General features: G+C 60.1%; 19 protein-coding genes. 16 read left to right on the top strand and 3 right to left on the bottom strand.

The genetic code is table 11. The annotated features are described in order from the left end of the window. Nucleotides 1–822: 822 nt before the first annotated feature. Both FHK95_RS16620 and FHK95_RS20080 read right to left on the bottom strand, forming a co-directional pair. Nucleotides 823–1341: a hypothetical protein gene (locus FHK95_RS16620; RefSeq protein WP_150305759.1), complete on the bottom strand. Its 519-nt coding sequence runs from the start codon at nucleotides 1339–1341 to the stop codon at nucleotides 823–825. A gap of 221 nt (nucleotides 1342–1562) precedes the next feature. Next, on the bottom strand, nucleotides 1563–2069 hold the full coding sequence (locus FHK95_RS20080; protein WP_178114829.1) for a hypothetical protein: 507 nt from the start codon (nucleotides 2067–2069) through the stop codon (nucleotides 1563–1565). A 155-nt stretch (nucleotides 2070–2224) separates the two neighbouring features. On the opposite strand from FHK95_RS20080, the gene FHK95_RS16610 reads away from it, so the two are divergent. From FHK95_RS16610 to ligB, 10 genes are all read left to right on the top strand, one after another. Then, nucleotides 2225–3751 carry a sensor histidine kinase gene (locus FHK95_RS16610; protein WP_150305758.1) on the top strand — a complete coding sequence of 509 codons (1527 nt, stop codon included), beginning with the start codon at nucleotides 2225–2227 and terminating at the stop codon, nucleotides 3749–3751. After that, a complete protein-coding gene (locus tag FHK95_RS16605) occupies nucleotides 3741–5123 on the top strand; it encodes a sigma-54-dependent transcriptional regulator (protein WP_150305757.1) in 1383 nt (460 codons plus the stop codon). Before FHK95_RS16610 ends, FHK95_RS16605 begins: the two co-directional genes overlap by 11 nt. 87 nt (nucleotides 5124–5210) lie before the next feature. Then, entirely contained in the window at nucleotides 5211–6395 is a 1185-nt protein-coding gene (locus tag FHK95_RS16600; protein ID WP_206668606.1) for an efflux RND transporter periplasmic adaptor subunit, read from the top strand. After that, entirely contained in the window at nucleotides 6395–8359 is a 1965-nt protein-coding gene (locus tag FHK95_RS16595; protein WP_150305756.1) for a MacB family efflux pump subunit, read from the top strand. Before FHK95_RS16600 ends, FHK95_RS16595 begins: the two co-directional genes overlap by 1 nt. Further along, entirely contained in the window at nucleotides 8349–9746 is a 1398-nt protein-coding gene (locus tag FHK95_RS16590) for an efflux transporter outer membrane subunit (protein ID WP_178114828.1), read from the top strand. Before FHK95_RS16595 ends, FHK95_RS16590 begins: the two co-directional genes overlap by 11 nt. A 19-nt stretch (nucleotides 9747–9765) precedes the next feature. Beyond that, the gene (locus tag FHK95_RS16585) at nucleotides 9766–10206 is read left to right on the top strand and encodes a hypothetical protein (RefSeq protein ID WP_150305754.1); all 441 of its coding nucleotides are present in this window, start codon (nucleotides 9766–9768) and stop codon (nucleotides 10204–10206) included. Between the two features lie 99 nt (nucleotides 10207–10305). Further along, a complete protein-coding gene (locus FHK95_RS16580; RefSeq protein WP_150305753.1) occupies nucleotides 10306–10974 on the top strand; it encodes a BLUF domain-containing protein in 669 nt (222 codons plus the stop codon). Between the two features lie 120 nt (nucleotides 10975–11094). Next, entirely contained in the window at nucleotides 11095–12066 is a 972-nt protein-coding gene (locus tag FHK95_RS16575) for an alpha/beta fold hydrolase (protein ID WP_150305752.1), read from the top strand. Between the two features lie 118 nt (nucleotides 12067–12184). Then, nucleotides 12185–12838, top strand: coding sequence for a 7-cyano-7-deazaguanine/7-aminomethyl-7-deazaguanine transporter (locus tag FHK95_RS16570; RefSeq protein WP_150305751.1), 654 nt, complete (start codon nucleotides 12185–12187; stop codon nucleotides 12836–12838). A 78-nt stretch (nucleotides 12839–12916) separates the two neighbouring features. Next, nucleotides 12917–14626, top strand: a complete 1710-nt coding sequence (gene ligB, locus FHK95_RS16565) for an NAD-dependent DNA ligase LigB (RefSeq protein ID WP_150305750.1) — start codon at nucleotides 12917–12919, stop codon at nucleotides 14624–14626. On the opposite strand, the gene speA is transcribed toward ligB, so the two are convergent. Further along, complete coding sequence (gene speA, locus FHK95_RS16560) at nucleotides 14571–16490, bottom strand: arginine decarboxylase (RefSeq protein WP_150305749.1); 1920 nt, start codon at nucleotides 16488–16490, stop codon at nucleotides 14571–14573. The two genes, ligB and speA, sit on opposite strands and share 56 nt — an antisense overlap. Before the next feature lie 353 nt (nucleotides 16491–16843). On the opposite strand from speA, the gene ectA reads away from it, so the two are divergent. From ectA to FHK95_RS20135, 6 genes are all read left to right on the top strand, one after another. Continuing rightward, complete coding sequence (ectA, locus tag FHK95_RS16555) at nucleotides 16844–17350, top strand: diaminobutyrate acetyltransferase (RefSeq protein ID WP_150305748.1); 507 nt, start codon at nucleotides 16844–16846, stop codon at nucleotides 17348–17350. 18 nt (nucleotides 17351–17368) lie between these two features. Continuing rightward, entirely contained in the window at nucleotides 17369–18655 is a 1287-nt protein-coding gene (gene ectB, locus FHK95_RS16550; RefSeq protein WP_150305747.1) for a diaminobutyrate--2-oxoglutarate transaminase, read from the top strand. Nucleotides 18656–18665: 10 nt separating this feature from the next. Next, on the top strand, nucleotides 18666–19067 hold the full coding sequence (locus FHK95_RS16545; protein ID WP_150305746.1) for an ectoine synthase: 402 nt from the start codon (nucleotides 18666–18668) through the stop codon (nucleotides 19065–19067). Nucleotides 19068–19085: 18 nt separating this feature from the next. Next, a complete protein-coding gene (gene thpD, locus FHK95_RS16540) occupies nucleotides 19086–19994 on the top strand; it encodes an ectoine hydroxylase (RefSeq protein WP_150305745.1) in 909 nt (302 codons plus the stop codon). A gap of 65 nt (nucleotides 19995–20059) precedes the next feature. After that, a complete protein-coding gene (locus FHK95_RS16535) occupies nucleotides 20060–21490 on the top strand; it encodes an aspartate kinase (RefSeq protein ID WP_150305744.1) in 1431 nt (476 codons plus the stop codon). A 55-nt stretch (nucleotides 21491–21545) separates the two neighbouring features. Further along, nucleotides 21546–21760: hypothetical protein (locus FHK95_RS20135; RefSeq protein ID WP_206668605.1), on the top strand; the 215-nt coding region annotated here is incomplete at its 3' end.

The following is a 21760-nucleotide window of genomic DNA, read 5'->3' as shown; positions in this document are numbered from 1 at the left end:
GTGTTCCTGAGTCAGCTNCCACATGATCCAGATGCACCACAAATAATTCGTTGGTTGTGTTCCTGAGTCAGCTGTCGCCTCGCTTCGCATGAACATTGGAACTGCCCGATAGAAAACCCCAAAGCGACGGCGGCATCGGCAGCGGTTTTAAATCTCCACCTCACTCCCATGCTCATCAAGTCCGCCGGCTGTCAGGGTGGCGCAAGTGTCGAAAACAGGGATGTTTTCGTCAAGCCCCCAGGGATGGGTTCACGGCGTCTTGCGCCATCCTGGCAGCCGGTGGGCGCCCTGCTCGGACATATCGGCGGAAACCTCCCACAGGATCTAGAAAAGCTCAAACAATGCAGCTATTCGTTTGGTTGCCTTGCGGAGTCGGCTATCGCGAGGCGACAGGGCTGCGCCGACACGCTGCAAGTACGTCCCTGTAAGCTCGCCGATGACATCCCTGTCATCCCACGGTCGGCTCAGCCCCGTCGCCTCGCTACGCATAAACGTTGGCGGTGCCTGAGAGGAAGACCAAAGCCAAAGCGGTTTTAAATCTCCACCTCACGCCGATGCTCATTCAAGCTCGCCGGATGTCAGGGTGGCGCAAGTGTCGAAAACAGGGATGTTTTCGTCAAGCCCCCAGGGATGGGTTTACGGCGTCTTGCGCCAGCCTGACAGCCGGCGGGCGAGCTGCATGATCACCCGAATAACACGAGCCCGGTTCTGATGGAAACTGGGAAGCAACCGGCGGACGACCTACGAGTAAACACAGCACAAAAAAAAGGGGCCTAGCGGCCCCTCGGTATTGCGACCGGATCACCGGCCTGAGAAATCGGATCAATTACTGTCGTCGATATCACGCTGACTGCGCTCGATCTCGTCTGGCGCACCGGTAATACCGGGGCGGTCAGCGGTGCGGGCTGGATCGGACATTCCGCCCTGATCCTGGGCACTATGGCCTGGCGCACTCATGGTGTCCGAATCACCCATGTTCCGGTTTTGCGATCCCTGACCGCTTTCCGACGCCGCGCCGGAACTGCTACCTTCTCTACTTCTGTCCATATCTTTACTTCTGTCCATATCTTTCTTGCGCTCGGCCTCGTCATAGTCCATGCCGTGACCACCTTCAGCCTCACGCCCGGTTGCGCCGTGCTGCATGGTGTTGCCTTGTCCAGTGGCCTGAGTGCTATCCCCGGTCGCGCCCTTACCCATCATGCTATGCCCTTCAGTGCCCATCTTGGTTTTCGGCCCCGGGTCAGTGCCCTGGGCTGCATCGCTCTGAGCAAACGCGGACGCCCCAACAAGACTCAAGGACGCAAACGCGACTGCTGTGGTGAGTTTTTTTAATGTATTCATTCTTTTCTTTCCTCAGTTGTCAGCCTTGCTGGTCTTGCATGCAGACTCAGTGCTGGCTGAGCCGCTGCAGTTTTCGCTGCCTGAAAAAGATGTCAGACGCTGAACCAGTACAGCTGGAATGTCGACCATCCAGCTCCTGTCTCAGGATTCCGCTGATGTCTTGGGAACCCTACAAAGAGAGTCGGAAGCTGGCTTGATCTGTCTATTGTCTTTATTAAGGCTTATTGAGCAGTACCGCCCGTACCTTCTCCGGTGCCGCCACCCATGCCAGTGCCAGAACCAGTTGCTCCACTGCTAGTGCCGCCCGTGCCACCGGTTGAACCCTCGGTACTGCCTTCAGTGGTTCCGCTGGTGCCACCCATGTTGGTTCGACTGTCACCTGGGGTTGTTTCCGGGGAGCCGCCCATGCCGCGATCTTGCGTGGTACCCGACATGTCATCCGGATTGCGAGGGGGGCGAGGGGGAGTTGATTCATCACCCGGGGTGGCAGAGGTTGCTGGTGTGGCGGGCATATCTGATGTGTCAGTGTCAGGCGTTGCCGGAGTGGCTGGCATATTTGATGTTCCAGTGCCAGTCGCACTGCCTGCAGCGGAACCCGATGAGGTTCCCTCGGCAGTGGGGGAACCCTGCTCGTTATAGGATGTATCGCTAGCGGCCAGTACGGAGGGAGCGGCAAAGCCGAGCGTCGCAAACGCTACCGCTGTAGTGAGTTGTTTTAAGGTGTTCATGCATTGTTCTCCTTCATTGTGTGTCGGAAAGCATGAAGCGCGTCTCCCGACGCGCCTTAACAATGTGATACCGATAACGCTTATAAGTGCCATCGAACCGCCGACATGCCGAGCCAGCTGCTGTCCTCAACGCCGTTTATGTATAGAATCTACACATGAGCAAAAAATACCCAACCTCGCCTAATCGAGCCCGCCTCAAGCATGCCTGGACGCACATCAGCGGCCTGCAACAGACCTTGCTGCTGTTCGTCGTACTGCCCTTGATGCTGCTCACGGCGCTCGGTATCCGGATCGGTCTGGAGCAGGCCAACCAGTTTCAGGAGCGGCGTCTGAAAAACGATCTGGAGCTGATCGGGCGGGCCATCAGCATCCCGGTCGGCGGTGCCCTCAGCGAGGGAGACCAGCAAGCCATTGAGCTGGCGCTGGGCTCGGTGTTCGTGCTGGGAGAGGTCTATGGCGCCTCGGTTTTCGACGTGAACGGAGTGCGCCTTGCCTCTGCGGGCATTACTGAAAGCGATCTCAGCGGCACAACCATCCCGACCCAGATCGTGGCCACCGGCGAAGGTCAGGAAGGCTATAGCCGGGTTGCCGGACGTAATCTTTTCTCACACTTTTTGCCGCTGTTCGATAACGCGGGGCAAATCCAAGGCCTGATTCAGATCACTCGCCTGGCGAGTGATTTCCATCAAGCACTGGAGCAGATAACGGTCATCGCCTGGGCCATCTGGGGATTGCTCAGTTTGACCATTCTCGCGGCAGTATTGCTCGGCCACTATGGCGGCGTGGGCCGCTACGTCGACAAGTTGCTTGAGCATATGCAGCGCGTCGCCAGTGGCGACCATTCCCACCGGGTTGCACTGGAGGGCCCCAAGGAAGTGGCGGCCCTGGCCGATGGCCTCAATCACATGCTCGACAGTATTGAGCAGGCCAATCGCGAGCTGGAAAGCCACCGTCAGGCAGAGACAGCCCTGTTGGCGCGCCTGAAGGACAACGAGAAAATGGCGGCCATCGGCAGTATGGCGCGGGGCATTGCCCATGAACTTGGCGCGCCGCTCAGTGTGATCGACGGTCGCGCGCGCCGGCTGGAACGCTCCGAAGCGCTGGATGATCAGCAGCGACGCCAGCTGTCAGCCATTCGCACCCAGGTTGCGCGGCTCACACGTACGGTGAAACAGCTGCTGGATTACTGCCGTCCGACCGCGCCACAACCTCGCCCGCTGTCGCCGCAGATCCTGCTGCAGACCGTCGTTGAAGCCATCGCCCCGGAAATCGAAGCGGCTGGGCGGCGTCTCAGGCTGGATATTCCGCTTGCGCTTCCCGAACTCACCGGGGACGCAGGCCGGCTCGAACTGGCCTTACTCAATCTGCTGCGCAACGCGCTGCAGGCGGCCGAGCACAACATCGACGTACAGCTGATCACAGAGGATGCCTGGCTCAATATTCGTATCGCTGACGATGGTCCGGGGCTGCCCGACCACCCCACCGACAAGCTGCTCGAGCCTTTCTTTACCACCAAATCCCCAGGGGAAGGCACGGGGCTTGGGCTGGCCATTGTCCAGTCTGTCGCTGACGAACATGGCGGCGCGCTGACGCTTGAACCGGGTCCGGCCGGAGGCTGCGTGGTCACCTTGAAATTGCCGCTCAAACAGCACTCCCAACAGGGCATTACCCATGACGCATAACGAACATATCCTGCTGGTCGAAGACGACAGCGGGCTGCGCGAGCTGCTGCAGGAAGAACTCGAAGCCGAGGGTTACGCTGTGACGGCCTGCAGCGATGCCGAAAGCGGTCTGCTAGCCCTGCGTGAACAGGTGCCCGACATGCTGATCAGCGACCTTCGCCTGCCCGGCGCGGATGGTCTGAGCCTGTTGCCCGCTATCGGCGAGCTGACGCCCAAGCCCGCGGTACTGATCATTACTGCCTTTGGCTCGGTCCAGCAGGCAGTGGAGTCGCTGAAGGCCGGCGCCGATGACTTCCTCACCAAGCCGCTGGAGATGGACCACTTTCTGCTCAGCGTGTCGCGCCTGCTGGAAAACCGTCGCCTGCGCAGCGAACTGCACCGTTACCGCTCGCTCATGGCCGTGGAACAGTTGAACGGCATCATCGGCCAGAGCCCGGCCATGCAGCAGCTTTTCCATCAGATTCGCCAGATCGCCAGCGCTGACGGCCCGGTGCTGATTCAGGGCGAGAGCGGCACCGGCAAGGAGCTGGTGGCCCGGGCGCTACACGAGCTCAGCCCACGCAAGGGCAAGCCCTATATGGTGGTCAACTGTGGCGGCATTCCCGCCGAGTTGATGGAGAGCGAATTCTTCGGGCATGCCGCTGGGGCCTTTACCGGGGCCCGTGGCCAGCGCGCCGGGCTGTTTCAGCAGGCCGAAGGCGGCACCCTGATGCTCGACGAACTGGGGGAAATGCCGCTGGCGCTGCAGGCCAAGCTGCTGCGCGCATTACAGGATGGCATGGTGCGCCCGGTCGGCAGCGATCACGAGATCCAGCTGGATGTACGGGTTATCGGCGCCACCAACCGCAAGCTGACGGACCTGGTCGCTGACGGCAGCTTCCGCGAGGATCTGTTTTATCGCCTGGAAACCTTCGGCATCCAGATCCCGCCGTTGCGCGCCCGCGGCGACGACATCCAGCAACTGGCCGAGTATTTCCTGGCGCGCTTCAATGCGCGTCAGCAGCGAAATATCCAGGGTTTCAGCGATGAATCGCTGTCGATACTCACTCGCTACACCTTCCCGGGTAACGTGCGGGAATTGCAGAATGCGGTCGAACGCGCCGCGACCTTCTGCGATAGCCCGTTGATCGAACCGCGGCATTTGCCGCAACGGATCCGCGAGCAACCGCAACAATCGCCACAGAGTGCCGCCAGTGCCGAGCTGGCGGCCATGCCCATGCCCTCCTCGGAGAATGCTGAAGGTTTGCCGGATCTGGAGACCGTACAGCGTCAGTATATTCACCAGGTACTCAATGCAACGCAGGGCAACAAACGCAAGGCCGCGGACATTCTCGGCATCACCCGGCGCACGCTCTACCGCTGGCTGGAATGACTTTACAAAGTCTTTACCAAGCATGCGTCCGGCTTGACGCAGCTGCCTGTAAACTCGGCAGCATCTGCCCAACCCGGAACCCTTCGAATGAAAGCTGGCCCCACTCGCCGTATGAGCCGCCGACCATGGATGATCATCGTTGCCCTGTTGATTGCCGCCGCCCTCGCCTGGTTCTTCTGGTTCGCCCCCGATAACCGCACCCCGGAATTCACCAGCGCCACGGTGGGCCGCGGGAACATCGAGGACAGCATCACTGCCCTGGGCACCCTTGAGCCGCTCAATTATGTGGATGTCGGCACCCAGGTGTCGGGCCAGCTGCTGGCCCTGCATGTCGAGCTCGGCGACCAGGTCGAGGAAGGCCAGTTACTGGCCGAGATCGATCCCACCGTCTACCTCGCCAGGGTTGAGGCCAGCGAAGCGCAGCTGGCCAATCTGCGGGCGCAACTGGCAGACCGGGATTCGCAACAAACCCTCGCCCGGCTGCAGGCCGAGCGCCAGCGCAACCTGATGAAGGTCGACGCCACCAGCAAGGAAGCACTGGAAGTGGCCGAAGCCCAGTTACGCTCGGCCAGCGCCCAGATCGAGGCAATCAAGGCGCAGATACGCCAGACCGAATCCGCGCTCAAGGGTGACCAGGCCGATCTGAATTACACCCGCATCTACGCCCCCATGACTGGCACTGTCGTCCAGCAGCTGGCAAACCAGGGCCAGACACTCAACGCCAACCAGACCGCCCCCATCGTGGTGCAGATCGCTGACCTGAACACCATGACCGTTCGCACCCAGGTGTCTGAAGCGGACATCAGCCAGCTTAAGGTCGGCATGCATGCGTATTTTTCGACGCTCGGCCAGCCGACTCGACGCTGGGAGGGCACGCTCAGGCAGATCCTGCCTACCCCGGAAGTGATCAATAACGTCGTGTTGTTCAACGCCCTGTTCGACGTGCCCAATCCCGATCGCGACCTGCTGCCGCAGATGAGTGCACAGGTATATTTCGTGCGCGCGGCTGCCGAGGATGTGCTGACCCTGCCCGTCTCGGCGCTACGCCAGACCAGCGCCGATACGGGCAATCCCGGCGCACCCGGGCGGCCGTTTGAGGTGCAGGTCGTCGATGCGCAGGGCCGGCCGCAGCCACAGAACATCCGCGTCGGCATTCGCAACCGGGTCATGGCTCAGGTGCTGGATGGTCTGGCCGAGGGCGACGAAGTCGTCACCGGCGGCCTGAAGCCCGCGTCTGCAACCAGCCCCTCAGCTGGCGGACGGTTCCGCTGATGGCAGCCCCGTTGATTCGTCTAGAAGATCTCACCAGAACCTACCGCAACGGCGAGCTGGCCACCACTGTCCTGCACGACGTGTCACTGGACATAGAAGAAGGCGAATTCGTTGCGATCATGGGCGCGTCGGGCTCCGGCAAATCGACCTTGATGCATTTGCTGGGTTGCCTCGACAAGCCCACCAGCGGCCGCTACCTGTTCGCCGGCGAGGATATTGCGCAGCTTGACCGCGACGCCTTGGCCAGTCTGCGGCGCAAGACCTTCGGCTTCATCTTCCAGAGTTACCACCTGATTGCCTCGGCGACCGCGACCGAGAATGTCGAAGTGCCAGCGATCTATGCCGGCATGCCGCGCGACGTGCGGCATGCGCGCGCCGAGCAGTTGCTGAGCGAACTGGGGCTGGGCGATCGCCTCGGCAACCGCCCTAATCAGCTTTCAGGTGGACAGCAACAGCGCGTATCCATCGCCCGCGCCTTGATGAACGACGCCCGGGTGATTCTGGCCGACGAGCCCACCGGCGCATTGGACAGCCAGAGCGGCAAGGATGTGCTGGCACTGCTCAAGCAGCTGCATGAGCGTGGCAAGACGGTCATCGTCATTACTCACGACCGGGAGGTGGCCAGCCACGCGGACCGACTCATTGAAATCCGCGATGGCCATATTCTGAGTGACAGCGGAAGAGCCAACGCCCCAGAGCCTGACCTTGACTCCGCAACACCGATCCCAACCAATGATGACGTCACTATCACCCGCCGGGCGGCACTCGCCGATACCGGTGAAGCCGTGCGCATGGCGTTACGTGCATTGAAGGCCAACCTGTTTCGCACGGTGCTGACCTTGCTCGGCATCGTCATCGGCGTGGCTTCGGTCGTAGTGATGCTGGCAGTCGGTAACGGCGCCCGCCAGGAGGTGCTCGATCGGATCAGCTCGATGGGTACCAATCTGCTGTTGGTACGCCCCGGCGCGCCCAACACGCGCCGCTCGGCGGACGGTCAGACCAGCACGCTGATGCCGGCCGATGCCGAACTGGCGGCGCAGCTGGATAACGTTGTGGTTGCGGTACCGGAGATGAACGGCCGCGCCACCGTGCGCGCGGGCAACAATGACTACCAGACGCAGATCACCGCCACCAGCCCGGACCTGCCCATGGCGCGGGACTGGGGCATCCGCAGCGGCGTGTTCATTAACGAGGAAGACAACCAGCGCTACGCCGCCGTTGCGGTACTCGGCCAGACCGTGGTCACCAATCTGTTCGGCGCCGAGGGCAACCCGCTGGGCGAGTACGTGCTGATTAACAACGTGCCGTTTCAAGTCATCGGCGTGATGGACGAACGTGGCGCGGCGCCCTGGGGCGCGGATCAGGATGACGTGGTATTCGTGCCGCTGAACACCGGCAGCCTGCGCCTGATCGGCCAGCGCCACCTCAGCTCAATCACCATCATGATGGATGATCTGGGGATGGCGGAGCTGACCCAGGAAGAGGCCCGGCAGGTGATTCTGCAGGCCCACGGCGGGGTCGAGGATTTCCAGATCCGCAACATGGCCTCACTGCTGGAGAATGTCGCCGAGACGCAAAACACCTTCACTGTCCTGCTCGGTTCAATCGCCGCCGTGTCGCTGCTGGTGGGCGGTATCGGGGTGATGAACATCATGCTGGTAAACGTCACCGAGCGTACTCGGGAGATCGGTATCCGCATGGCTACGGGGGCACGCACGCGGCACATCTTGCAGCAGTTTATTGTCGAGGCGCTGGTGGTATCGGCGATCGGTGGCGCGCTGGGCGTGGTCGGCGGCCTGGCGTTTGCCGCTGGTCTGCAGGCGCTGGGAACGGCGATTCAATTCACCACCGGCCCAGTGGTGTTGGCCTTCGCCTGCGCCTTCGCTACCGGCCTTATTTTCGGCTACATGCCCGCGCACAAAGCCGCGCATCTCGATCCAGTGGTGGCCCTCAGTGCAGACTAGAATTCTCGTTCCGATCATCCTCTCGGCGGTACTCGCCGGCTGCAGCCTCAATACGCCGATACCTCCAGCCGAGGTGTCGATCCCTGCGAACTGGAGCAGCGAAACCGCCAGCAGCACCTGGCCCGCCGACGGCTGGTGGCAGAGTTACGACTCCGCGCAACTGGAACAACTGATGCAGCGCGCCCGCGACGGCAACCTGGATCTGGCCAGCGCTGCCAGCCGCTTACTGCAGGCCGATGCGCAGCTGCGGCAGAGTGGTGCCGCGTTGCTTCCACAGCTGGGCGCCGGCGTTTCGGCCAACCGCAGCGACAGCCTGCGCAGCGATGGCAACGGCGACACCGGCCGCGATATCTATAGCGCCACGCTCAACGCCAGCTATGAGGTGGATTTCTGGGGCCGCAACCGCGCCCTGGTCAACTCCGCCCGGGCCAATCTGCAGGCCAGCCAGTTTGATAGCGCTACCTTGGCCCTGAGCATTGATGCCAGCGTGGCCAGCACCTGGTTCCAGCTGCTGGAAAATCAGCGTCGGCTGACACTGGCGCGCGATAGCCTGGCCATCGCCGAACAGGTATTAGAACTGGTTGAAGCGCGGTACCGCTATGGCGCCGCAGACAGCCTGGAAGTCAGTCAGCAGCGCACCCTGGTCGCTCAGCTGCAGGCAGCGCTGCCGGGCCTGGAGCAGTCCACTCTGCAACTGCGCAACAGCCTTGCCCTGTTGCTCGGAGCCAGCCCGGAGGCCGCATTACCGACGCCTGGCTCGCTGGAACAGATTCAGCCGCCCGAGATTGGCGCCGGTTTGCCTATCGAACTGCTAACCAGACGCCCCGACATCCGCGCCAGCGAAGCGCGCCTGGTCGCCGCCAACGCCGACCTGACCGCGGCGCGGGCTGCCCTGCTGCCCGGCATCCAGTTAACCGGCCAGTTTGGCGCGCAGAGTCTGGCGCTCTCTGGTCTGCTGAGCAATCCGGCTAGCGCCTGGAGCCTTGCCGCCGGACTTACCCAGCCGATTTTTCAGGGCGGACGATTGCGCGCCCAGGTCGATCTGAGCGAAGCGCGGCAGGAGGAACTGCTGATCGATTACCGGCGCACATTGCTCACCGCGCTGGGTGACGTGGATACAGCTTTGGGTGCCGTGCAGCAAGCGCGCATCCGTCACGGCTTCCTGCAGCAGGCCAACAGTGAGGCCGAGCTGGCATTCACGCTCGCCGAAACACGTTACCGCGCGGGCGCCATCACCCTGCAGACATTGCTGGATACGCAACGCACCTGGTACCAGAGCCAGGACAATCTGGTCCAGCAGCGCTCCGGCTGGTTGCAGGCAACCGTTGATCTGTACCGCGCGCTGGGTGGCGGTTGGTCCGAGGGAGCGGTAAGCTACGCGCCTTGATTTTCCCGGAGAAACGACTGTGGCTGCCACCCTGCGCCTGGCGACGTTGAACAATGGCCAGTTCCAGCTGCACGAGCAGGAACTGCAGCAAGTCTGCGCCGAACTGCCCCGCCTCGACGCGCTGTGCAAGAGCCTCGGGGTCATTCCGCTCAGCCAGTTTGTCGACGTCACCGCACTGGAATTTCGCGAAGCAGGCGAACTGCTGGACGACCAGGCACCCGAGCGAATCGAGCCTGATCCGCTCACTGGATTAGCCTACGGACTCGAGGACATGAGCTGGAGCCCCGTCGCAGTCGGGATGACCAGCGTCGAAGCCCTGACCGGCCATCTGCAGCGCAATCGCCCACGTGAATTGCCCGGTGCTGACATCCCAGCGCTTGCGGCCGAGCTGCACTATTGCGAACAGATGCTCGCACCCCTGGAACCCGAGGGTGCCCAGTTTCATCTGGCTGCAGATTAACCAACGCGTCCACGCGGACGTCTCTTGAAATACATGCGAGTCCAATTCCCTCCGCTAACCGCCTAAGCTACTGGTTCTGAAGTTTAAACCAGGCATGTTATGAATGACCTCGCCCGCATCGTCTATATCAGCCGCGCTACCTTCGCGGCCACTTCCGGTACCGACGGGCCCGGACCAGACGGGTCCGCAGGCAACGTCGCGAATGCTGCAACGGCCGATAGCCAGGTTACCCAGATCCTGTTGACGGCCCGTGCGACCAACCAGCGCGACGGTCTGGTTGGCATGCTCTATTACCGCGACGGTTGCTTCATGCAGTGCATCGAAGGTGAGCGCCGCCGCGTCCACAAACTGTACCGGACCCTGTTGAAGGATCGGCGGCATCGCGATCTCAAGCTTCTGGTGAGCGAGCCGGTTGACCGCCTGGCCTTTCCCGAATGGCCGATGAAGTTCGTGCCTGATGATCACCACATGCAGGCTTTGCTGGTCGAGCACGGGTTCGATGAATTCGACCCCTATCGCTTCGATTATTATCTCGTTGAACGCGTACTGGAGCTGATGCAGGGCCTCGTCGATCCCACGGTCAGCGACGCCGATGCCAGGGCTTCTTCACCCGTACGGGATATCCAGCTCGATCCTCACCGCCGGCTTCCCATGCCGATTGAAGCTGGTGCGGCCAAGCTTCGCCGTGAGCGGCTAATCATCAGTATCAGCCTGCTCGCGCTAGGCGTCAGTCTGGCGAATCTCGCCTATATCATCGCCAACATCTGAGTGGGCCAGCGTTAGCTGATGCGCCGATCATCATCTGGTGAATGACAGAAGCAACAGACTCCGACCTTTGCCATAGTGACTGCCCCAGATATTTGACTCAGTCACTCGAACGGAGCAGGCATGGCCACCATCGAACAGCGCATCCTCAAGGTTAACGGCATTGAGCTCAGTGTCCACATGGCAGGTCCGGCGGACGGGCCGGCGGTGTGGCTGCTGCATGGCTTCCCTGAATGCTGGTACTCCTGGCGGCATCAGACCGCGATGCTCGCGGCAAACGGCTATCGGGTGCATGCCCCGGAGATGCGCGGTTACGGACGCAGCAGTGCGCCTGAAGCGCCGGAACAATACGACATCCTCACGCTGTGCGCTGACATTCAGGGCGCCATGGACCTGCTTGGCCAGACCCAGGTCGCGATGGTCGGACACGACTGGGGCGCGCTGGTGGCCTGGCATCTGGCGCTGCTGGAGCCTGAACGCATTACCGCCCTGTGCTGCATGTCGGTGCCCTACGCCGGCCGGCCCAAGGTGCCGCCTATTCACAAGATGCGCGAGCTGTTTGCAGACCGTTTCCATTACATCGTCTACTTTCAGGAGATTGGCTCGGCAGAACGGGAGCTGGAGGCGGACATCGCCCGTACGTTGCGCCTAGTCATGCACGGTCTGTCCAGCAACACTGCATCTGGCGAGGGGCTGATTCAGGACAAACCGGCCGATTCCGGCTGGCTTGAAGGCCTGCAGGACCCCGGCGAGCCGCCAGCCTGGTGTCCGCCGGAAGCCTTCGCGGTGTATCTGGAGAGCTTCCAGCGCAGCGGCTTCCATGGCCCCCTCAACTGGTATCGCAACTTCGAACGCAACTGGGAGCGCACCGAACATCTGGCCGGCAAGACAGTCGACCAGCCAACGCTGTTTGTCATCGGTGATCGCGATCAGGTCGGGCAACTCGAGGCCCACACGATCAAGCGGATGCCCTCCGTTGTGCCCAAGGTTGTGCAACATGTCATTCCTGATTGCGGCCACTGGGTCCAGACGGAAAAACCTGAACCAGTAAACGAACTGTTGTTCAGCTTCCTGCAGGAGCACTTTTCCGCCTGACGACAGCGGCCGTGCCGCTGCCCGGCTGGCCAGTGGCGCGCCGACCCTGTAAAGTACGCGCCGCTGCCAATCCCGGCAGCATGGGTTCCCTAACCCCATCCATTAAAAAGGTCACCGCATGCATACTCTGTCGCTCCCGCGTCGTCGCGGCGTTCTCGCTGTCCTGATCGCGTTCCACATTCTGATCATCATTGCCAGCAACTATCTGGTGCAGTTGCCGATGAGCATTTTCGGCTGGCAAACCACCTGGGGCGCATTCAGCTTCCCGTTTATCTTCCTGGCTACCGACCTGACCGTACGCCTGCTTGGCAAAACCTCTGCGCGCCAGGTGATATCCCGCGTCATGCTGCCGGCCCTGGTGGCCTCCTATGTGGTATCGGTACTGTTCCAGGAAGGCGCCTTCCGCGGCCTGGGCTCTCTGACCCAGTTCAATGAGTTCGTACTGCGCATCTCCCTCGCCAGCTTCGTCGCCTATGTGCTGGGGCAGTTTCTCGATATCCAGGTGTTCGACAAGTTACGCCGCCTGCCGCAGTGGTGGGTCGCGCCGAGCCTGTCAACGGTGTTCGGCAATCTGCTGGATACCTACGCGTTCTTCTCGGTCGCTTTCTGGCAAAGCAGCAATGCCTTCATGGCCGAACACTGGCTGGAAATTGCCACCGTGGACTACGTCATCAAGCTGGCCGTCAGCCTGGTGCTGTTCGTGCCGCTGTACGGTTTGCTGCTCAACGGCATCATGCGTTTTATTGCAGGAAACAAGCCCGCTACTGTGTGATCGCAATGCCAGGCAGGGCACAAACGCGGGAGTTAGGCGTTGCTAGACTAGGGCGATATTCAGCAAGGATGCTGCGTCATGCCCCGATACCTCCTTATTCTGTGCGCCTGCGCTCTGCTCGCCCGTACCGCTCTGGCCTCGGATTGCCCTGACTGGACCACCGGCCACGCTGCTGGCGAGATCCAACAGTTAAGCCAGCAGATTCACGTCTGGGATGCAGCCTATCGCGAACGCGACATCTCGCTGATTGCCGATGAGCTCTACGACCAGGCGCTCAGCCGGCTGCAGCGATGGCAGTCCTGCTTTCCCGACACCCCACCCGTTCAGGCCTACCGTCCGCGCGCCGGCAAGGTGGCGCACCCCGTCCCCCAGACAGGTCTGGCCAAACTCGCCGACCAGAGTGAGGTAGAGCACTGGATCACGCCGCGCAGCGGATTGTGGATTCAGCCAAAGGTTGACGGTGTGGCGGTCACGCTGGTTTACCGGGATGGCGCGCTGGTCCAGGCGATCAGCCGCGGGGATGGCTGGCAGGGAGAGGACTGGACTGAGGTCGTGCGCTCGCTGCCAGCGGTTCCATCACACTGGCCGCGGCGCCGGGATCTGGTCCTGCAGGGCGAACTCTATTGGCGCCTGGCTGAGCATGTTCAATCACGCGACGGCGGCAACAGCGCACGCAGTACGGTCGCCGGATTGCTGCAACGCAAGCAGCTCGACGACACCCAGCGCGCCGGGATCGGCCTATTTGTCTGGGACTGGACGGATGGGCCGCCAAGCATGCGTGATCGGCTGGATGTGCTGACAGAAGCTGGCCTGGATACCGCGCACTTCACACATCCAATCGACACCGCAGCGCAGGCCATTGACTGGCGGCGGCGCTGGTTCAACGCACCGCTGCCCTTCGCTACCGATGGCGTCGTGCTGCGTCAGAATGCGCGGCCGGCCCCTTCCCGCTGGCAAGCCGAACCGCCCAGCTGGGCTGCCGCCTGGAAATATCCGCCGCAGCGTGCCTTGGCGCAGGTTAAGGCTGTGCGTTTTCAGGTCGGCCGTACCGGGCGCATCACACCGGTACTGGAGCTGGAACCCACGCCACTCGATGACCGGATCATTCGGCGCGTCAGTGCCGGCTCGCTGCAACGCTGGCAGACGCTCGACATTGCGCCCGGGGATCTGATTTCGATTCGCCTGGCTGGCCAGACGATTCCGCAGATCGAACAGGTGGTGACCAGAACAACCCATCGAACGGCCGTGGCAGCGCCGACCCAGGCCGACTATCACGCACTGAGTTGCTGGAGTGCGACCGCAGGCTGCCGTGAGCAGTTTGTCGCCCGATTGAACTGGCTTGGCGGGAAGAACGGGCTGGATTTGCAGGGAGTCGGGTCCGGCACCTGGGAGTGCCTGATCGATAACGGGCAAGTGCGAGAATTGCTGGATTGGCTGGAACTGCCTGAGACGGCCGTACAGGAGTGCGGCGTTAAAATCGGTCTTAACCTTAGCGCAGCGCGACAACGCAGCTTTAAGACCTGGCTCAGAGCGTTATCGATACCCGCCAGTGGTACCGCACGCCTGCCTGACAACTGGAAGGCATTTCAAGCCATGCGCGCGACCGACTGGCAAGCCCAACCCGGCATTGGTCCGATCCGTGCCCGCCAGCTCGTCGAATTCACCCAGCAGTTGCATAACACCGGCCTCGCAAACCGCTTGAGCGAGGCCGGTATTGTTGGGTTTGGCCCTGTTACTCGGCAGTCAGATATGACGACCGCGTCAGCCCCAGACGTAGCGCGTCAATAAAGCGCGCGCGCTCAGCGGCGCTCAGGCGCGCCCCCGACACCTTATCGCGATATTTGCTGACCAGTTCGTCGGGCTCGAAGTGCACGTACTTGAGCATATCCTCGATGGTGTCGTGGGTTTCGATGCCGCCGTGTACCACCTTGCCGTCGGGACGCAGGTAGACATTCACCGAATCGGTGTCGCCGAACAGGTTGTGCATATCGCCCAGAATTTCCTGGTAGGCGCCCACCATGAAGATACCCAGCAGGTAATCCTCGCCCTCGCGCAGATCGTGCACCGGCAGACTGTTCTCGATGCTCTGCTCGTCGACGTAATGGCGAATCTTGCCGTCGGAATCGCAGGTCAGGTCCTGCAGCACGGCGCGGCGCAACGGCTCTTCATCCAGACGGTTGAGTGGCATGATCGGTAGCACCTGATCGATCGCCCAGGTATCCGGCAGGCTCTGGAATACCGAGAAGTTGCAGATGTACTTGTCGGCCATCTTGTCGTTCAGTTCGTCCAGCACCTGGCGATGCGAACGCTGGCGCGCCTTGAGCAGCGTATGCAGACGGGTGCAGAGCGCGTAGTAGCACTGTTCGGCCAGGGCCTTCTGGGCCAGACCAATCCGGCCCTCGGCATACTGCGCCGCCACATCGGCAATGTAATGCGTGGCGCGCCAGTAGGTCTCCGTCACCATCTCGATGTCGGTCTGGCCTAACAGCCCGACCAGGTTGCGAATCACCTGCGGCAGCTCTTCGGGATTCTCGATCGGTGGCACCGTATCGTTGTGCCGTTCGACGTCGGTCACCTGTACCACCAGGACCGCGTGGTGCGCGGTCATCGCCCGTCCGCTTTCCGAGAAGATATGCGGGTGCGGCAGACCCTGCGCTTCACAGAAGTCCTTGAGCATCGACACGACGGTATGCGCGTACTCGCCGACGTCATAGTTGATCGAGCTGGCGTTGCGCGAATGGGTGCCGTCGTAATCCACACCCAGGCCACCGCCCACATCGATATGGTCAACCGGCAGTCCCAGTGCACGCAGCTCGCCGAAGTAACGTATCGCTTCGCGGAAGCCATGCTGATAGTCCGCCAGATTGGCGATCTGCGAGCCCATATGGAAATGCAGCAAGCGCACCCCATCCTGCAGGCCAGCCTCGCGGAAGCGATCAACCACCCGCAACAGCTGCGCGGCGGACAGTCCGAATTTCGATTTCTCGCCGCCGGTATCCGCCCATTTGCTGGATGCCAGCGAAGACAACCGCACGCGCAGACCCACCTGTGGAATCACACCGAGTGCGGCGGCCTCTTCTATCACCAGACGCACCTCGGACTCCTTCTCGATGACGATAAAGACGTTATGCCCGAGCTTCTGACCGATCAGCGCCAGATGGATGAATTCGCGATCCTTGTAGCCGTTGCAGACAATGGTCCCACCCTTGGGCGCCAGCGCGAGTACCGCCATCAATTCGGGCTTAGAGCCAGCTTCCAGACCAATGGACACGTTTTCAGTGGCGATGATGTTTTCGACCACCGCCTCCTGCTGATTCACCTTGATCGGATACAGCGCGGTATAGCCGCTGTCGTATTCCAGCTCAGCAATATGGCGGTCGAAGGCGCCGGTCAGTTGGCGTACCCGGTCCTGCAGGATATCGGGGAAACGAATCAGCAAAGGCAGGTCGAGGCCGCTATCGCGCAATTGTGCAACCAGCTCATGTAGATCGATCTGATGGCCGTCGGGTCCACGTGGCATGACTTCCACATGTCCATGCTCGTTGGCGTTGAAATACCCCGCGCCCCAGTGACGTATTCCGTAGATGCTCCGGCTATCGCCCACCGTCCAGGCCGATGCATCTTCTTTACGTGAACGCCGCTGTGAAACCATCGAACATACCTCTAGTGGTTGAGAAATCTGCGCATAGGATAAAGCAAATGCGTCACGCCTGCCCCGCCAAGCGCTGTCGAGCAGTTTATTTACAACTTAATCTCAGACGGCAATTCCTCCAGCCAGCGACCGGGAAAATAGTGGGAACTGGCTCGCCGTTCAATCGCTCTAAACCCCGCTAATCTACTTGGACACAGCCCTTCCCAGCACAGACAGATGACATAAATATTTAACAGCTATAAATATTCAAAATCGATGCATCATGCCTGTAAGTGGCGCGGATGTTGGGTTGAGATAAGTTTTCCGATGTGTTTTTATAGAAAAAGAATTCAATCGTAAATAAAGGTACGCCTTTGACATCAACACCCTTTACGCTCCGCCGCCCAGTCGATACGGACGGCTTTGCAGTTAACAGTCTGGTAGAACGTTGTAAGCCACTGGACACCAATTCGGTTTATTGCAACCTGCTTCAGTGCAGTGACTTCGGCGACACATCGATTGCCGCCGAGAATGCAGAGGGAGAGCTGGTCGGCTTTATCTCCGGTTACCGCCCCCCGTCCCGTCCCGACACCCTGTTTATCTGGCAGGTCGCTGTCGACAGCAGCACTCGAGGCCAAGGCCTTGCGCTGAAAATGCTGATGGGATTGGTAGAACGCGTCGCTCCCCAGGGAGTGCACTGGCTGGAAACCACTATTTCGCCTGGCAACGACGCCTCCGAAGCGCTTTTCAAGAAGGCCTTCAGACAGCTAGGCGTCGAATACAGCACCCGCGTAGTTTTTGACCGCGCCACCCATTTCAATGGCTTGCACGATGACGAAGTACTGTATCGCGCCGGTCCGTTCAACTTTCAAACCGCTTAAAAAGCTCCAGGAGACACCATGCAAAACTTCGAACAGTTCGAAAAACATGAGTCCGGAATCCGCAGCTACTGCCGTTCATTCCCCGTCGTATTCAAGCAAGCCCGCGGTGCAGAACTCATTACCCGCGAAGGCAAAGCCTATATCGACTTTCTGGCTGGTGCCGGAACCCTGAATTACGGGCATAACAACCCGGTACTGAAGAAAGCGCTTATCGAGTATCTCGAGGCTGATGGCCTGACCCACGGTCTGGACATGTATACCGAAGCCAAGGAACGTTTCCTTGAAACCTTCCATCGCGTCATCCTCGAGCCACGCGGCATGGGCAATTTCGTTGTGCAGTTCAGCGGCCCTACCGGTTCCAACTCGGTTGAAGCGGCACTGAAACTGGCGCGCAAGGTAACTGGTCGTCAGAACGTCATCAGCTTCACCAATGGCTTCCATGGCTGCACCATCGGCGCCCTGGCTGTCACCGGCAATGGCCATCATCGCGGCGCCTCCGGCGTTCCCTTGACTGATGTCAGCCGTATGCCCTATGCCAACTACTTTGGCGACAAGGTCAACACCATTTCCATGATGGACAAGCTGCTGAGCGACCCAAGCAGTGGCATCGACAAGCCCGCTGCGGTAATCGTCGAAGTCGTTCAGGGTGAAGGCGGTCTGAACGCTGCGTCTGCAGAATGGATGCGCAAGCTCGAGAAGCTCTGCCGCAAGCACGAAATGCTGCTGATTGTGGATGACATTCAGGCCGGTTGCGGCCGGACAGGCACCTTCTTCAGCTTCGAAGAGATGGGCATCAAGCCGGACATTGTCACGCTGTCCAAATCACTTAGCGGATACGGCCTGCCCTTCGCAGTCGTGCTCATTCGTCGGGATCTTGACCAGTGGGAACCGGGCGAGCACAACGGTACATTCCGAGGCAACAACCACGCCTTCGTGACCGCCGCCGCTGCGTTCGAGCACTTCTGGAAAACCGATGAGTTTGCCAAGAGCGTTCAGGCCAAGGGCAAGATCATCAAGGAGCGCATGCAGCGCATCGTGAGCAAGGTTGGTCCTGATTCACTGTTCGTCAAAGGCCGCGGCATGATGCTGGGCATCAGCTGCCCCGACGGCGACACCGCTGCAGCAGTATGCCGCGAAGCCTTCAAGCATGGTCTGGTGATTGAAACCAGCGGTAACCATAGCCAGGTCGTGAAATGCCTGTGCCCGCTGGTCATCACCGAAGAGCAAATTGACAAGGCCATGACTATTCTGGATGCGGCCTTCGCTACCGTATTCAGCGAACAAGTCAAAACTCAAGCATCCTGAGGAATTCCGAATGATCGTACGTCAGCTGAAAGAATGTGAGAACTCCGAGCGCAAGGTTGTCACCGAGACCTGGGACAGCACCCGGATGATTCTCAAGGAAGACAAGATGGGATTCTCGTTCAACATCACCACCATCTATGCCAACACCGAAACGCATATCTGGTACCAGAACCATCTTGAGTCGGTGTATTGCATGAGCGGAAACGGCGAAATTGAAACTTTAGCCGATGGCAAGGTCTACCCCATCGAGCCAGGCACGCTTTACATCCTGGATAAGCACGATGAGCACATGCTACGTGGCGGCACCGAGGACATGAAAATGGCCTGCGTGTTCAACCCACCGCTCAGTGGCAAGGAAGTACATGACGAGAACGGCGTTTATCCCGCCGACATAGAGGAAAACGCCCCTTAAAGTCGAACAGGAGGACCAATGTTTGCTGATTTGTATCCATCACGTGAGTACGACCAACCAAGCTGGCACGAACGGCTAGACCCGGTACTGTACCGGCGCGATTTGCACAATGCGCCGATCAGTGCCGAGCAGATGGCCAGCTTTGAGCGCGATGGTTATTTGGTATTACCGGAAGTATTCAGCCCCCGCGAAGTTGAAGTATTCAAGCGGGAGCTGTACCGGATCAGTCAGACACAGGAAGTCCTTGATTCGCCTGCTGCGATACAGGAACCGGACAGCGGCGCATTACGCTCGCTGTTCGCGATCCACCGGAGCAATCCATTGTTTTCCCGGGTAGCGCAGGACGAGCGAATTGCCGGTATTGCCCGTTACATCCTCGGCGGTGACATCTATGTTCACCAGTCGCGGCTGAATCTCAAACCGGGATTCAAGGGCAAGGAGTTCTACTGGCACTCCGATTTTGAAACATGGCACGTCGAAGATGGCTTGCCGCGGATGCGCACCGTCAGCTGTTCGATTTTGCTGACAGACAACCATCCGTTTAACGGTCCTTTGATGTTGATTCCCGGCTCGCACAAGCAGTACATCAGCTGTGTAGGCAAGACGCCGGAAAATCACTATCAAAGATCACTGCGCAAACAGGAACTGGGCGTTCCAGACGAAGGAAGCCTGCAGGAACTGTTTCAGAGCCAGGGCGTTGATATGGCCACCGGCCCCGCCGGTTCGGTCGTGCTGTTTGACTGCAATACCTTGCACGGGTCCAACAGCAATATCACGCCCAGCCCGCGCAGCAACCTGTTCTTTGTCTACAACCACGTGGACAATCTGCCGGTTGAACCATTTGGCAATGTGCCACCGCGACCGGATTTTGTAGCCGAACGCGGAAAAGTCGAGCCGCTGCAGATAACTCCGCAGCAGTACGACTGAGGGCAGGAGCCCTCGCCTCTGCCGGATTGGCAGAGACGATATTCACCAGAAAAGAACCCAGGATTATGCATACAGTAGAAAAAATCGGCGGCACCTCGATGAGCCGCTTTGATGAAGTACTGAACACCATTTTCATTGGCGACCGTGAAAAAGCCGAGCTTTATCACCGGGTATTTGTCGTCTCCGCCTATTCAGGCATGACTAACATGCTGCTTGAGCACAAGAAAACCGGTGAGCCCGGCGTCTATGAGCGTTTTGCCGATGCGCAGAACGAAGATGCCTGGCTGGATGCGCTGGACGTCGTGCTCGACACCATGAAGCAGAAAAACGGCGAGCTTTTCGCCAGCGAATACGAGCGCCAGGCCGCCGACCGTTTCATCGAAGGCCGCATCAGCGACGTTCGTGAGTGCATGGTCAGCCTGCAGCAGTTATGCACCTACGGTCATTTCCAGCTGACCGAGCACCTGATGAAAGTTCGTGAAATGCTCGCGGCACTTGGCGAAGCACACAGCGCTTTCAATACCGTGCTGGCGTTGAAAAAGCGTGGCGTGAACGCCCGTCTGGTGGATCTCACCGGCTGGAATCAGAGCGAGCCCAAACAGTTCCAGCAGATGATCAAGGACAGCTTCGCTGGCATTGATCTGAACAAGGAACTGGTAGTCGCAACGGGCTATACCCATTGCTCCGAAGGTCTGATGAACACCTTTGACCGTGGCTACAGCGAGATCACCTTCGCGCAGATTGCTGCGACCACTGGCGCGCACGAAGCCATCATCCACAAGGAATATCACCTTTCCAGCGCTGATCCGAATCTGGTTGGCGTCGACAAGGTGGTGACCATCGGCCGTACCAATTACGACGTGGCCGACCAGCTGTCGAATCTGGGTGTGGAAGCAATTCACCCCAAGGCAGCACGCACCTTGCGCCGCGCAGGCATTCAGCTGCGCATCAAGAATGCCTTCGAGCCGGATCATGGCGGCACCCTGATCAGTCAGGACTATTGCAGTGAAAAGCCCTGCGTAGAGATCATTGCTGGGCGCAAGGATGTGTTCGGTCTTGAGGTCTTCGATCAGGAGATGCTCGGCGACGTTGGCTACGACATCGAGATCACCAAACTGCTCAAGCAGCTGAAGCTCTATGTCGTCAACAAGGATTCCGACGCCAACAGCATCACCTACTACGCGTCAGGTTCGCGCAAGCTGATCAACCGGGCGACCCGGCTGATCGAGGAGCGCTATCCGATGGCTGAAGTACGGGTGCATAACATCGCGATCGTCTCGGCGATTGGCTCGGACCTCAAGGTCAAGGGCATCCTCGCCAAGACCGTGGCAGCACTGGCCAGCGCCGGGATCAGTATCCAGGCGATTCACCAGTCGATTCGCCAGGTCGAGATGCAGTGCATCATCAATGAAGATGATTACGACGCCGCCGTCGATGCGCTACACAAGGCATTGATCGAACCGGAAAATCACGGAGACGTCATCGTCGCCGCCTGATCAATCCGAAAAAAAGCCCGGCAATTGCCGGGCTTTTTTATGGCCGTCATTCAAGGTGAAACTGTCCCTGCGCTGCCCATTCTGGGGGTGTAGCGCGCCTGCGCTACGCACCAACCCCGTCGGCGCGTCCGAACGCGGCCCGATCAGCCCCTGTCGGCGCGCAGGCGCACGCCAACCCCAGGAAAACCCACGCGAAGCCGTGCCATTCTGGGAGCGCGCGTCCTATGCCCCCAGCGGCTTTATGCCATCCTGGGGGTGTAGCGCGCCTGA

The sequence above is a fragment of the Pseudomonas saliphila genome (assembly GCF_008638345.1).
Lineage (GTDB): Bacteria > Pseudomonadota > Gammaproteobacteria > Pseudomonadales > Pseudomonadaceae > Halopseudomonas > Halopseudomonas saliphila.
The sequence above is the reverse complement of the archived record's forward strand: the minus strand, read 5'-3'. Positions and strand labels throughout refer to the sequence as shown.

Excerpts from the sequence above, each read along its gene's own strand:
- FHK95_RS16620 (WP_150305759.1), bottom strand. The coding sequence starts at position 1,341 with ATGAATACATTAAAAAAACTCACCACAGCAGTCGCGTTTGCGTCCTTG.
- FHK95_RS20080 (WP_178114829.1), bottom strand. The coding sequence starts at position 2,069 with ATGAACACCTTAAAACAACTCACTACAGCGGTAGCGTTTGCGACGCTC.
- FHK95_RS16610 (WP_150305758.1), top strand. The coding sequence starts at position 2,225 with ATGAGCAAAAAATACCCAACCTCGCCTAATCGAGCCCGCCTCAAGCAT.
- FHK95_RS16605 (WP_150305757.1), top strand. The coding sequence starts at position 3,741 with ATGACGCATAACGAACATATCCTGCTGGTCGAAGACGACAGCGGGCTG.
- FHK95_RS16600 (WP_206668606.1), top strand. The coding sequence starts at position 5,211 with ATGAAAGCTGGCCCCACTCGCCGTATGAGCCGCCGACCATGGATGATC.
- FHK95_RS16595 (WP_150305756.1), top strand. The coding sequence starts at position 6,395 with ATGGCAGCCCCGTTGATTCGTCTAGAAGATCTCACCAGAACCTACCGC.
- FHK95_RS16580 (WP_150305753.1), top strand. The coding sequence starts at position 10,306 with ATGAATGACCTCGCCCGCATCGTCTATATCAGCCGCGCTACCTTCGCG.
- FHK95_RS16575 (WP_150305752.1), top strand. The coding sequence starts at position 11,095 with ATGGCCACCATCGAACAGCGCATCCTCAAGGTTAACGGCATTGAGCTC.
- FHK95_RS16570 (WP_150305751.1), top strand. The coding sequence starts at position 12,185 with ATGCATACTCTGTCGCTCCCGCGTCGTCGCGGCGTTCTCGCTGTCCTG.
- ligB (WP_150305750.1), top strand. The coding sequence starts at position 12,917 with ATGCCCCGATACCTCCTTATTCTGTGCGCCTGCGCTCTGCTCGCCCGT.
- speA (WP_150305749.1), bottom strand. The coding sequence starts at position 16,490 with ATGGTTTCACAGCGGCGTTCACGTAAAGAAGATGCATCGGCCTGGACG.
- ectB (WP_150305747.1), top strand. The coding sequence starts at position 17,369 with ATGCAAAACTTCGAACAGTTCGAAAAACATGAGTCCGGAATCCGCAGC.
- FHK95_RS16545 (WP_150305746.1), top strand. The coding sequence starts at position 18,666 with ATGATCGTACGTCAGCTGAAAGAATGTGAGAACTCCGAGCGCAAGGTT.
- thpD (WP_150305745.1), top strand. The coding sequence starts at position 19,086 with ATGTTTGCTGATTTGTATCCATCACGTGAGTACGACCAACCAAGCTGG.
- FHK95_RS16535 (WP_150305744.1), top strand. The coding sequence starts at position 20,060 with ATGCATACAGTAGAAAAAATCGGCGGCACCTCGATGAGCCGCTTTGAT.